This is a genomic window from Cloacibacillus evryensis DSM 19522 (assembly GCF_000585335.1).
Classification (GTDB): Bacteria; Synergistota; Synergistia; order Synergistales; family Synergistaceae; genus Cloacibacillus; species Cloacibacillus evryensis.
Genome location: NZ_KK073872.1, coordinates 748,710 through 761,045 on the forward strand (window position 1 = coordinate 748,710; position 12,336 = coordinate 761,045).

Below are 12,336 nucleotides of genomic sequence, written 5' to 3' on the forward strand. Positions count from 1 at the left end.
ATATTGACACGCCACAATGGACATAGAGGGGCGTAACTTATGCTAAGAGGTATGTTTATGCCTCTGTAATTGGCGTGTATAAATAGACACAGCGCTGCATGATGTTGTTTGTATAAGGCGTCGTTGATAACGAAGCGTGACAGGATTTTTCAGCATCGGCGTATAAAGTGAGGGGGCGCTAAATTGGCGTCCCCTTTGACGTAATCCAGCAACGGATTGTTTTTCAAAAGCCGGTCGGGGAATTTAAAGCTGACCGGAAGATTCAAGGGACTTTGTTTCCTCAATGTATCGTTCAATATATTTGATTAAGACAGGCGTCATTTTATCACCGCGCAATGCTATAGCAGACTTAAACTGACGCGCTAAGGATTCGTCAAGTCTAAAGGCTATTTGTTCCTTCTTTTCAATCACAATTTATCCCCTTCTTTTGCATACATATAGACTATCTTGACCAATTGGCAAAAGCTAATTATCATAAATGCTAGCTTTTATGAATGCTAGCTAACTTACTAGCTCAAAGACTAGCAAGTTATCAGATTATACCACGGAGCCCCGAAGGGAGACGACAGTCATGACGAAGAAGGAAAGAGCACAGCTAGAAACACTCAAAGCTCAACTAGTTACATCTTTTCAGGTAGCCAAAGCGCTTAACGACTTGAAAGAAGACGATGCTCAATACTGGGACGGCAAAATGAGCGGCCTTGCGACGGCAATAAACAGGCTAAGAGCAATACTAGACTAGGAGAAGGGGGACAATCATCATGATTCGGAACATTATCAATTTCATCTGCGACGGCGACAAAGCGCGTACAAACAAAATGTGCCGCATACTACGCAAGATAGTTACGGCACGGGCGTTGAATCGGTTGTACAACTTAGCTAACTAGTCAAAGTTAGCGATCAGGCGGTAGTTAGCAGCTATCGCCTGATTAATAGAGATTATATCACAAGAGGGAGCGAAAATGACAAACACACTACAGATATTTGAAAACCATAACTTTGGCTCAATCCGCACCGTCCTTGACGAGAGCGGCAAAGCGCTATTCTGCGGCAAAGACATAGCGGAAGCGTTGGGATACAGCAATACGAAGGACGCCCTAATTAGACATTGCAAGGGGGTCGTGAAACGCGACCTAGGGGTAGTAACAGGGAAAAAGGCAGACGGCACAGACGCAATACAAAATGTTGCAGTCTCATTCATCCCAGAAGGCGACGTCTACCGTCTCATAGTCCGTTCTAACCTTCCATCCGCAGAAAAGTTTGAACACTGGGTATTTGACGAAGTGCTTCCGGCAATCCGCAAGACAGGCGGTTATATCACCTCCACACCGGACGACAGCGACGCTGACATCATTGCCCGGGGATATCGGGCGGCTATAGCGGCCATAGAACGCAAAGACCAGACCATAGCAGCCTTGGAAGCTCAGAGAGAAGAGGCCGCGCCGTATACAGACCTCGGCAGGGCAGTTTCAGAGAAGGCCGGATACATGCTTATCTCCAAAGCGGCGGTCATAATGGCTCAGGCCGGTTGCATGTTCACCGTGCAGGAGACGGGGGAACGCCGGATTATCGGTGTGCAGTACCTCCGAATCTACCTTGAACAGAAAGAATTTATCGTGAAGCGCGGTCGTTCCGACGCCGGGAGGCCGACAATCAAAGGACAGAAATACCAGCGCGTACAGATGAAAGCGTCGCCGCTTGAATGCGGGGCCGTGGCATATTCCCCGGTGTTGTCGTCGGACTTTGTGAAGATGCTGATAAAAATGTTCCACAAGAAAGAAATGGTCTTGCCGAAAATCGTCAAGAACGACCGCAAGGCAAAGCAGAATGACGAAGAGGATACAACATAGCTGTAAAACAAGTTAGGGGCTTCACGTGGCCGTTAATGGCCCCTACGGGGAAATGGCGAACAACAGGTAGGCTTTATTAGCAAACAACATACTCAGGAGGAATGAACATGGCAACAGCAACAGCGAAAACGGCAGCACCGACACAAGTAATGACGGTAGTACAGGTAAAGCGGTTTAACAGATGGTGGAGTGAAACGACGACAGAGACAAGACACCAGATGCCCACTGAGCTAAAGGAATATATGAGGCAAGCAGGCGGATATACCCCCTCAGCGGAACGCATGATATATTCAATGTTCAGCCTGCTTGACCGGACATGCTATTGTGCGTCGGAGAACTTAGACGACCACCCGAAACTACAACAGCGCGTCGGAGCTAGACAGTATGAGTTCAGAGCGTTAAAAGGCGAAGAGTACGACAAAATGACAGTATGTTTCAACAGCCATATCAAGTTCATGGAATACGCGAAGAAGGTCTGCTGCGATGCGGAGGACTTCATAAGCGGCCTTGACTGCATAGAGGGCAAAGGATACGAACATTACGCCGACACATTCAGGGAGTTCAGCGGTAAGTTTGAAGAATTGATTGCAAGCGCGTATCTGGCGGCGTCTGTTTGCTTGAATATCGCCCCGGAAACGGAAGAAGAATAGCCGGGTACAATTTTGCACCGGCGTTACAGTAACGACACTCGAAGGGAGGGCGGCAATGCAGACCACGACGGAAAGGGGCGGTAGGATGGAAAAAGCGGTTAGGTACGGAGAATTAGCGTACACCGTGTAGAATGTAACTTTTTGTTACTCATTGATGTGAACCGGGGGCCCTGTTATGGGGCCCCTTTTAGTTTTTATAGGCTACGACAGGGAAAAAGTTTACATTCGACCTAAGAAAGGATAAGGCAGTCTACGACCGGGAAAAAGTTTGGTGCCCACCTAAGAAAGGATAAAGCGCCACACGGCACGGCTGGCCCTTTGGTATTACTGGCTTAAAAAATACCCTGACCTAAGAAAGGAAAAGGCAGTCTGTCACCGGCTAAAGTTTACCCTGCATCTAAGAAAGGATAAAGCAACCAGCACGGCGTAGATAGAACCTTGCTATGACCGGGAAAAAGTTTACGTTGTACCTAAGAAAGGATAAAGCAAACGAAAAACTCACGGTGGAGAGCCAAAAAACTGTTGCTACCACCGGGAAAAAGTTTGCCCACCACCTATGAAAGGATAAAGCAACCGGGATAATTACAACGGAAAGTCGCAAAACTGTTGCTACCACCGGGAAAAAGTTTACGGTGCACCTATGAAAGGATAAAGCAGCAACACGACGACACAGCGCCGCAAGGCGTCACACAGCGCAACGACAGCTTTCATTACGACACGCAACATCAACGACCTACACGTCATAATGATATGGTAAATCCTATTATCAATCACAAGTTTTGGGGGGTTCTTGTGGATTCAGACCTTGATAATGGGGGGTAGGGGGGTTTTGAAAAACCTTAAAATAATAATTAGTTTAATATAGGTTAATAATATGAACCTTACTGGATTATTATATAAAAGACAATAGGTTAATAAGAGAATTATAGAATCTTCTTTAATAAAGAAAGTTCTTATAATGTTCTATTATTATTTTATTGTTAATCTATATAATGCTATTCTGGTGTAAGTTGTTATTATGATCCTATAATTACGGTTTTGACTTTAAGGTTTTAAACTATAAGAACTTATATAAATATCTCAAAGAATAGTAAACTGAATTATAGAGTTTGAGAAAAGATATATAGAGCTATAAATTCCTTCTCAAACCTATAAAAGCGATTACGACACATTGAGTAACAGATATAAAGAATCCATCGGGAAGACAGATCAAGGTCAAGAACAAGGGATGGGTTCTTGATAACATTATCTCTTAATAGCTCTTTATGGCGTCGTATCTCGCCCTGCTGTCGCGGTGCTCGTAAAAGATAAAACATAGCGTCTTGGCTCGCCCTGCTGTCGCAGGACTCGTATTAGCTTCACAGCGCCATATATCAACGTGTCGTAAACACTTTAGAGCTCTCATAAAATTCTTTAAAAGCTCTTTTAACGCTCTGGGTTTCTTTCAGAGGGATTACTGCCCACAATTTTATCATGCAATTTCAAAAAGTCAATACATATAGTATGCTTATACAACAAAAATAGGTCTATTAGACCATATTATAATTTACTGCTAGACAACTATTCGTATACCGTGCTATCTTTTAGGCGTTACAGCTACAAGCAGTCAGCATATCCACCAGCACAATGACAACAATACAGCGCGATCTCGGGCACGCTCTCCCCGCAATACTGTCACTATTACTGACGGTAATCACGGAGAAGCCGCGACCCGGTTTAAATAGATGTCCTTCCCGCTTCCTTTTCATTTTGCCGTCGCGTCATGGCGATGGCCTCCTAGAGGTAGTCCCCCATTACGGGGGCTACCTTTTCACAGAAGGAAGACAAGGAACGGCAGAAGCATAGGAGGAAAGAAACGACATGACAACACCACAGCACCGCATGGCGCAGCCATTATCCACACTGGAAGCCTGCAAAGGCTGTATTCACGACTGTAAGATATCCAGCCTCAACGGCGCGGCGCTCGTATGCTGTCCGAAATACAGGGCGGTAAAGAGGCGGCGGACGTCTCAGGCAGCAGACAAAGCACCGCATGGCGCGGCCTGAGACGTCGCAGGCGCGACTTATAAGCATCGGAGTTATCGGGAAAACATTCCCGTTGACCATATAAAAACCAAACTAGGAGGTCATACAACATGACGACAGAAATTGAAGAAAGAACCAACGGAATGACGGAAGCAGAGACAGAAGCAACGGAAACAGAGACATGGGACATATCGGACGAAGAAGCCGAAGCCCGCGCGAAGCACAGCAATGAAGGTCTGGCAGACGACTATATTTACAACATACGCTCTGGAATTGGACAGCTGACACGTGATTGTGAAGACCCGAAAATAAGGGTTGTTCTGCTTAACCTCTTGCGTTTTGCTGAGGAAACATACGACCAGACACTGACGCCGACAGTCAAAGAGTTCAGCGCTGAATATCCTGACGGCGTCGAACTTCCTAACTTTGCGCGGCACTTTGATATATTGTCCTCGTTGGAATCCTGCACGACTGACGTATATTTTCCAGAAGACAGCCGCTTTTGTTAGACTAACACAGCGCGCCTATGCGGAGGTCTTTCCGGCCTTTGCATAGGCTTTTCTTTACCCTAACACACACACAAAGGAAACCATACCATGACACATGGCAATCACGACACTATTTATTATTCGGTAAGGCGCGGTAAAAATTACATAAAAATCTGAGGGGGTATCTCCTAGCTCTGCGGCGGCGCTGTCCCCCCGGGCGGGCGCGCGGCTGGACGTGAAGGAATGCAGACAATGGCTGGACGTGCTGGCAACCGCGCCAGGCGACGACCACGGCGATGCTTAAGCTGCGGCCCGGGCGATGCTGGAGGTCACGACCTCAACGCTATAGGTTCAGATTGAGATAGACGTTATCCAGATCGTCCCTTGTGATTCCAATATACGACAGTGTGATTGCCGGGCTGGAATGATTCAACAGCTTTTGAATGACCGATAAATCCATTCCCATTTTATAGGCGTGGTAGCCAAAGGTCTTTCGCATGGTGTGAGTTCCTATAGCGTCTTTGTCCAGCCCCGAATGAGCGGCGGCATCGTTGAGTATCCTCCACGCCTGAACCCTCGTTATGGCCGCCGTGCCCTTACGGGACGGGAACAGATAAGCCAACGGCTCTTTTGTATTGAGCGATGACAGGTGTTCTCTGATCGCCTTGCCTGCCGTATCGCTGATGGGAAAGTCTTTAGCCTTACCGGTCTTCTGTTCAGTGAGATGAATCCTGTCTTTGAGCTTGCCGCTGTCGTCTTCAACATCTTTGACCTGTAGATTAAGAAGGTCGGATATCCGTAAACCTGAGTTAATGCCCAGGACGAAGAGGCAATAGTCGCGGGTGCTTTTCTCTTTGAGATACTTTTTCATTCTGTCGATCTTCTTTGTGTCGCGTATAGGCTCTACAAGTTCCATGATAAAATCCTTCCTTTGCTTCACTGAGTTGTGTTTTGTAAAAATTTTCTTGAATGTTATTCAATAGCTAGATTATACATATTATGTTACATTTAAGCAAGAGGGAATTTTTATCTGATTTTAGAAAAGTGGCATAAGCGATGTCTACCACTGGATAAATTGGCATTCTGCGAATGTAACACAATAGCATTGTGTTTCACCGCTCGAATTAAGGAATGTCGTTTGGCATGTATGAATAAAATTATATCAATATTATAATATCGATTTAAACTTCTGTCTTTGCTTATTTGTTTTTTCGCTTGCCTTTTTCGTGCTTTTCGGTATCATAGCAAATATGAGTAACCGCGATAGAAACGGAAGCTCAAATTTTAAGTACAGGCTCTAAGCAACGAATATAAGCGCACGGAAAAGTGAGTCAGGGACGGGGTTTATCTGAATTGTATTAGGTAACAGGTTGTTCCTCCACTCTCCGCCAATATGCTTTCTCTAGCTTGCTGCAAGCTATTGCTCAACCTTTGAAACCCCTGCTATAATCAGTCTGGCAGGGGGTTTTCTTATTTACGGGGGTGCTCCAGGCCGCTCTTGATTTTTCCATCCTGCATTTGTGAAAGTGTTACGTAAATTACTGTTTTGGGTAACGCAAAAATGTTTTGAGTTACGCAAAGGAGGATGCGGATTGCTGACAGCTGGGTTTACCTTGAAGCCCTGCCGATATAACCGCCTTTGATATTCTGCCTGTTGTAAAAGGGCTGGACAATGCGGTGTATCAGACTCAGTACGGAGTATCTTGGGGGATCTGTGGTTGGATTCTCCGCTAAGGGATGCCTCCTGTGGTGTGGATACTGTGAGTTGCGGGCAATATCCGGTATAATAACTTAAAAGTTATTGCACGTTAATTACTTTTAAGTTATTATAATGCTGTGAGGTGTTGTTATGGCGTTTGAGATTATTTTTTACCGGGACAGGCAGGGGCGCGAACCGGTTCTTGAGTATATTCAAGCGCTGGACGGCAAAAAGGATAAGGACAGCCGCATAAATGTCAACAAGATATATGATTATCTTGATTTTTTAAGTCAGGTTGGGACGTCGGCGGGCGAGCCTTATGTAAAACATCTTGACGGCGAGATACTGGAGCTTCGGCCTTTAAGAAACAGGCTGCTTTTCGCGGCATGGAACGGCAGCGGCTTTATTATTCTTCATCACTTCATAAAGAAAACTCAGAAGACGCCTCGGCGCGATATTGAACAGGCAAAGAGGAATTTGGCCGATTACAGAGAAAGGAGCGATCTCAATGAGTGAAAAAGCTATCAGCCCAAAGGGGCGCAGCTGGAGCGAGGTGCGCGAGCAGATTTTGACGCCAGAGGAGAGGGGCGTGTCCAATCTGCGAGTCGCGATGATGGTTGAATTGGCCGCCGCGAGGGCGGAGAAGGGCATTTCACAGAAAAAACTCGAGGCTTTGAGCGGCGTAAAACAGCCTGTTATCGCGCGTATGGAGAAGGGATATACCAGCCCGCAGCTGGATACTGTCCTTAAGGTTTTGGCCCCTTTGGGCAAGACTCTTTATATAGGGGATCTGCCGAGGGCGTAGGTACTTTCGGCAATAACTTATAGATAGCGTAAAGATTCTGTGTTCTTCGACGGGGATTTTTCGTTTTCTTAGCCTCCACTCTCCGCCATAGCATATCAAGCCTTACAAACACGGAGTTTGTGAGGCTTTTTATTTTTTCTGTTGAATACTCCTTGAAAATCGAAAGGAAATAAAGATAACTTTAGTGTTTATGCAGCGCCAGTCAACATGGCGGCCGCCATGGGGTATGAATAAAGTTAATATTCCCCCTTTCTATTTAGCCGGAGATTCGACGGTTTTGCTTTCTTCAATGTATTTATCTATGGCTTTTTCTAAAATGAATTGAGCAGATTGTCCGTGCGATTTCAGAGCGGATTTGAAGGCGGAGGCCTTATGTTCATCTACTCTGACCATAAAATAAGGTTTTTTGTTCTCCGTCATAGGCAATATCGACCTTTCTAAGTTAACTGATATTTTATCTTGAAATCATACAAATATATGCTTTATCATGCATATATATGCAATAAATATGTATTAGGTCATATATATATTTAGTAATTATATCATGAGAGGGTGATGACATTGTCTGACCGTCGTGTATTACAGATTATCGAAACAGAACTTGCCAAAGCTGTGACCTTTATCGATCTCGAAGATGAAAGAATAATGAGCGAAGAGCTCTCTGACCGCGAACTGATCGACGCCGTCGTTTCAAGAAATTGTTGGAGCCGTGCTTTGGGCACGCTCAAAAAAGTGAAAGGTGCGATAGAAAGGTTAGATCAGCCGTGAGCGCATCCGCGCTATTCGGCGATCTGCCCTCCGCGCCGTTGTTATCGTCTGCAAAGCCGGGTACTGGCGGCGGTGTCGTTTGCTGTTATAATATCAAAATGAAATTTTAAGCATGGAGGAAGAGCTGATGAAAAAATTTACAGCCGCGCTGATCATAATACTCTGCTTTGCCACCGCCTCTTTCGCCGCCTTCGGCAAGAAGGGCTTCGTTCCCGACGGCGATCCTATCGCCTATAAGGGGCTCAAGGTGACGGAAAACGGCGTGAACATCATCTTGATGAACAAGGGCGATAAAACGGTGGTTTTTAACGCCGCGCTCGCGTTTCTCAATAACCGGCGTCAGGAGATCGGCGACGTCTATATAGAAAAGACGACGATCGAGCCCGGGGGCGAGGCGGCGTTCAAGGACCTTTTTCTCAAGGGGGACTACAAGGCCTGCCGAAAGGCCGAGTCGCTGCGCTGGACTATATACGAACTGGAAGTCAAGTAGTTTTCCCGCCCCGCGCGGACGCTTCCGCGCGGGGTTTTTGTATTCTTACGGTGTCTCGGAATTTTTTTCTTAAAATTCTGTCAATAGCCAGAGAAAAAGTCACCCCAAATGGTCAAAGAAAATGTCACTATTCCTTTGAATTATGGTATCATCCTTGGTAGCCACATTTGTAGATCTGCCCCGCCAGGGGTGGTCTGAAGCAGGTTTGTGTGGTGACACAACACCTGCTTTTTTCTTTGAATCACTATGGGTCGCTTTTTTCGGCATCTCCACCTGTTTCATCAATATAGCCCTGTCGTTACGCATGATGTATATCTCTCCTTTAACGGTCTGTCTAACTTCAACGGTGCTTCCTGGAGTCATGTATATACTGCCGTCAACCGGAATATATATCCGACTGTTGTAAGATATAGTGTTTCCGCCGCCTATCTTTCTTTCACAGCGCAGAACAAAGACCAGATCCAGATCAATTCTCTTGTCGAATTTGAGATACACAGAGTTTTCTACTTTTGGTTCAACGGAAAATCTGGCGTTGTAATCATCCAGAAAGAGTGGGAGGAAGCTATTAGCCTCTTCAATATTCCTGATTCCATTGAGCCTGAGTTCCGCCGCAAGCCTGTCCTGAAAAGTATTCCACAGCCGTTCTATACGTCCTTTAGCCTGGGGCGTATTGGCAAATATCTGCTTTATGCCTAAATCATTCAGTGCATGGCCAAAATTCGACAGGTGAATTGATACGCCTTTCAATTCGTCTTCGAGGGTCAGCTCCTTAGGAGACTTGAATATCGTGTGCCTGTCGCTGTAAATATAAAGGGGCAGTCCATAATCCCTTATACCCATCTTTATAGCCTCCGCATATCCGACAAAACATTCACTCTCTATGAAGAATGCACCGGTAACAATACCTGCGGCATCGTCCATAAAAGCATGCAGGGTTGCACTATCTCCATCTTTGCCAAACCACTTATGGCTGCTCGCGTCTGTCTGCCATAACATGCCGGATGATTCCTTCCTTTGCCTCGGACGATGTGCTTTGGGCTTTTTATTTACCGACCTCTTACTCCTTATTCCCTCCAACTTCAGAATACGAGACACCGACGACCGGCTGATACTGATACATTCCCTTTCATTAAGATGTTCGGTAAAATGAGAGATATTAAAGTCATAATACCTTTCCTTAAAAAGACTCACTACCTCCCCTCTGACCTCATCGGTAATCGCATGGACGGGATTCCTACCACGATTACCGTGAACCAACCCTTGTGCTCCTTCCTGTAAAAACTTCTTCTTGATTCTGATAAACTGCCTGACGCAAACACCGAGCAGCTCCGACGCATCTTTGTTAGTCAATCCTCCTGATAATGCGATACTCAACACCTCAACGCGCCTTACTTCCTTCTTCGTCATTGTCACTAGCTCCTGGCTCATAGTGACATTTTCTCAGATCTGTTATGGAGTGACTTTATCTCTGAGCAATAACATTTTTTCTTAAAATTCTTGACAAATAAAATGTTTGGGTGTAGTCTTTGCCTCTAACCAAAATTTGGCAGCCGAGAAAGCCGTTAAAGACGGCCATACACTGCATAGGCTGCCTGCGAAGGAGGTTAGAGGGATGAAGACCCTTGCAGTGATTCCAGCCAGATATTCCAGTACCAGGCTTCCCGGCAAGCCGATGATTGAGATTGCCGGCGTTCCTCTTGTTATCCGCGTACTTGATAATGTTTCTGCCTGCGCCTCTGTGGACAGAGTCATCGTAGCCACCGACGACGAACGCATCGCCGAGCTTGTTTCGCGCCATGGCGGAGAGGCGGTAATGACGCCGCCGGAGCTCCCGAGCGGCGGAGACCGCGTCGCCTATGTCTCGCGCATTGTTCCCTCGGATTATGTACTCAACGTTCAGGTGGACGACCCGCTCGTGGGCGCGGATATGATAGATCCGCTTGTCGCCGCGCTTGACGGCGATTCTTCCGTGATGCTCGCGCTGCTGACGAAGCGGATCGACGATATGGATGAAGTTCGCGCCAACAACATTGTGAAGGCCGTCTTTGACGGCGATGGGCGCGCGCTTTACTTCAGCCGTTCGCCGATACCCTATCCGCGCAGCGAGGGCGGCGTTTGGTATAAGCACATCGGGCCATACGGATGGCGGCGCGATTTTCTTCTTGAATTCGCGGCTTCGGAGCAGACTCCGCTTGAAAAGACGGAGAGTCTTGAGATGCTCCGCGTTATTGAGCTCGGTCATACGATAAAGTGTGTGACGGCAGCCCGCGACACGATCGAAATAGACACCCCGGAAGACCTGCTGAAGATAGAAAAATATTTTTCCGGCCTGTGATCCGTGCTATGACGCGGCGGATGTGCGGGGAAGTAAGGGGTAAGTGCCCTTTTTCGGATAATGGCCTATTGGTTTTGTAATATAAAGGGAGAAATATCAAGATGACGAACATACCGACAGATATAAAGAGCTTTACGGAATTAAAACCCTGGTGGCGCACGCCGGTGCCGACGGAGATCGTGCTCTCCGGCCGCGGCGTGGACGAATTATTGTCAAAATTGAAAGAGCGGGGCAGAAAGCCCTTCTTCGTCGTGGACGGCGCGCTGAAGGAACAGCCGCGCTTTGCCGCGATATTTGCGCAGAGAGACCTTTTCGTATTTGACGCGACATCTTCCGAGCCGCGCACCGGCGATGTCGATTCGCTGCGGGCGAGGATAAAGGCGATGGATCGTGAACCGGATACTCTGGTCGGCGTCGGCGGCGGCGCGACGATGGACCTTTCAAAGGCGGTCGCCATCTGTCTCGCGAACGACGAGCCGGCGCAGCATTATCAGGGTTACGGCCTTGCGATGAACAAGGGGGCCGATATATGGGTGCTTCCCGCGCTCAACGGCACAGGGGCGGAGATCACGCCGATCGCGGTGCTGCGCGGGCCGGAGAAGAAGCTCGGCATCAACAACCCCTACACGGAATCGGCGGTCGCGGTGATAGATCCGCAGCTCTCGGCGGACGCGCCGCATTTTAATCGCTTTTTCACGATGATGGACTGTTATTTCCATCATTATGAGATAATGATGAGCAAGACGAGCGCGCCGGAGGCTATCGAGGACGCGAAGGACGGCCTCGCGCTTTCGCGTGAGGTGCTCTCGCACGACCTCTCTGGGTACAGCCTTGATCTCGCGATAAAGTCGGCGATGGCTTCGGTGCTTGGCGGCAGCAGTACTATCGGCGGGCGCGTCGGCGCGGCGCACGCGATATCATACGGGCTCAGCAACAGCGCGCCGCATCTGCCGCACAGCGTGGCCGTGGCGATATCGATGAGCGTCCTTGAGGATGTCTACCCCGAGGGATACGGCGATACCCGCCGTTTTCTGGAGATAAACGGCCTCGCGATGCCGAAGGCCGCGGATTACGGCATCGGCGAAAAGGACGCTGCTAAGATGACGAAAACGGCGCTCGGCATGGAAAAGCTGTGGCACAGCTGTTTTGGAGATGGCTGGAAGGGTATCGCGACAGAGGAATATATAGAAAAAATCTACGCAAGGATAATAGGGGAGTGACGAAAA

At 47.6% G+C, this 12,336-nt stretch carries 15 protein-coding genes; 11 read left to right on the forward strand and 4 right to left on the reverse strand.

Annotation, left to right across the window (positions count from 1 at the left end; all coding sequences use genetic code 11):
- Positions 1–243: 243 nt before the first annotated feature.
- Positions 244–411 (reverse strand): hypothetical protein, encoded by a 168-nt coding sequence (locus CLOEV_RS16750; protein ID WP_156938353.1) that lies wholly within the window; start codon positions 409–411, stop codon positions 244–246.
- Between the two features lie 160 nt (positions 412–571).
- On the opposite strand from CLOEV_RS16750, the gene CLOEV_RS16755 reads away from it, so the two are divergent.
- The 5 genes from CLOEV_RS16755 to CLOEV_RS03230 all read left to right on the forward strand — a co-directional run bounded on the left by CLOEV_RS16755 (position 572) and on the right by CLOEV_RS03230 (position 5,034).
- Positions 572–742 carry a hypothetical protein gene (locus tag CLOEV_RS16755; RefSeq protein WP_156938354.1) on the forward strand — a complete coding sequence of 57 codons (171 nt, stop codon included), beginning with the start codon at positions 572–574 and terminating at the stop codon, positions 740–742.
- A gap of 220 nt (positions 743–962) precedes the next feature.
- Complete coding sequence (locus tag CLOEV_RS15750) at positions 963–1,850, forward strand: BRO-N domain-containing protein (protein ID WP_051484856.1); 888 nt, start codon at positions 963–965, stop codon at positions 1,848–1,850.
- A gap of 107 nt (positions 1,851–1,957) precedes the next feature.
- The gene (locus CLOEV_RS03225) at positions 1,958–2,500 is read left to right on the forward strand and encodes a hypothetical protein (RefSeq protein ID WP_034441894.1); all 543 of its coding nucleotides are present in this window, start codon (positions 1,958–1,960) and stop codon (positions 2,498–2,500) included.
- A gap of 1,860 nt (positions 2,501–4,360) precedes the next feature.
- The gene (locus CLOEV_RS16760; protein WP_156938355.1) at positions 4,361–4,546 is read left to right on the forward strand and encodes a hypothetical protein; all 186 of its coding nucleotides are present in this window, start codon (positions 4,361–4,363) and stop codon (positions 4,544–4,546) included.
- An 89-nt stretch (positions 4,547–4,635) separates the two neighbouring features.
- A complete protein-coding gene (locus CLOEV_RS03230; protein ID WP_034441895.1) occupies positions 4,636–5,034 on the forward strand; it encodes a hypothetical protein in 399 nt (132 codons plus the stop codon).
- A 322-nt stretch (positions 5,035–5,356) separates the two neighbouring features.
- Here the strand turns inward: CLOEV_RS03230 and CLOEV_RS03235 are convergent, their stop codons facing one another.
- Positions 5,357–5,929: a site-specific integrase gene (locus CLOEV_RS03235; protein WP_034441897.1), complete on the reverse strand. Its 573-nt coding sequence runs from the start codon at positions 5,927–5,929 to the stop codon at positions 5,357–5,359.
- A 933-nt stretch (positions 5,930–6,862) separates the two neighbouring features.
- On the opposite strand from CLOEV_RS03235, the gene CLOEV_RS03240 reads away from it, so the two are divergent.
- Both CLOEV_RS03240 and CLOEV_RS03245 read left to right on the forward strand, forming a co-directional pair.
- A complete protein-coding gene (locus tag CLOEV_RS03240; protein WP_034441900.1) occupies positions 6,863–7,228 on the forward strand; it encodes a type II toxin-antitoxin system RelE/ParE family toxin in 366 nt (121 codons plus the stop codon).
- Positions 7,221–7,517, forward strand: coding sequence for a helix-turn-helix domain-containing protein (locus CLOEV_RS03245; RefSeq protein ID WP_034441902.1), 297 nt, complete (start codon positions 7,221–7,223; stop codon positions 7,515–7,517). The genes CLOEV_RS03240 and CLOEV_RS03245 overlap by 8 nt, the downstream gene beginning before the upstream one ends.
- Positions 7,518–7,769: 252 nt before the next feature.
- Here CLOEV_RS03245 and CLOEV_RS16765 read toward each other — a convergent pair whose 3' ends face one another.
- Positions 7,770–7,937, reverse strand: coding sequence for a hypothetical protein (locus CLOEV_RS16765; RefSeq protein WP_008710412.1), 168 nt, complete (start codon positions 7,935–7,937; stop codon positions 7,770–7,772).
- Between the two features lie 141 nt (positions 7,938–8,078).
- Here CLOEV_RS16765 and CLOEV_RS03250 point away from each other — a divergent pair, with 141 nt between their 5' ends.
- Both CLOEV_RS03250 and CLOEV_RS03255 read left to right on the forward strand, forming a co-directional pair.
- The gene (locus CLOEV_RS03250; RefSeq protein WP_034441903.1) at positions 8,079–8,285 is read left to right on the forward strand and encodes a hypothetical protein; all 207 of its coding nucleotides are present in this window, start codon (positions 8,079–8,081) and stop codon (positions 8,283–8,285) included.
- A gap of 127 nt (positions 8,286–8,412) precedes the next feature.
- Positions 8,413–8,775: a hypothetical protein gene (locus CLOEV_RS03255; RefSeq protein WP_008710415.1), complete on the forward strand. Its 363-nt coding sequence runs from the start codon at positions 8,413–8,415 to the stop codon at positions 8,773–8,775.
- A gap of 99 nt (positions 8,776–8,874) precedes the next feature.
- Here CLOEV_RS03255 and CLOEV_RS03260 read toward each other — a convergent pair whose 3' ends face one another.
- Entirely contained in the window at positions 8,875–10,182 is a 1,308-nt protein-coding gene (locus CLOEV_RS03260; protein WP_051484857.1) for an ISNCY family transposase, read from the reverse strand.
- A 205-nt stretch (positions 10,183–10,387) separates the two neighbouring features.
- Between CLOEV_RS03260 and kdsB the strand changes: the two genes are divergently transcribed.
- Positions 10,388–11,110 carry a 3-deoxy-manno-octulosonate cytidylyltransferase gene (gene kdsB, locus CLOEV_RS03265; RefSeq protein ID WP_034441904.1) on the forward strand — a complete coding sequence of 241 codons (723 nt, stop codon included), beginning with the start codon at positions 10,388–10,390 and terminating at the stop codon, positions 11,108–11,110.
- Between the two features lie 101 nt (positions 11,111–11,211).
- Positions 11,212–12,330 (forward strand): iron-containing alcohol dehydrogenase, encoded by a 1,119-nt coding sequence (locus CLOEV_RS03270; RefSeq protein WP_034441905.1) that lies wholly within the window; start codon positions 11,212–11,214, stop codon positions 12,328–12,330.
- The last annotated feature ends 6 nt before the right edge of the window (positions 12,331–12,336 follow it).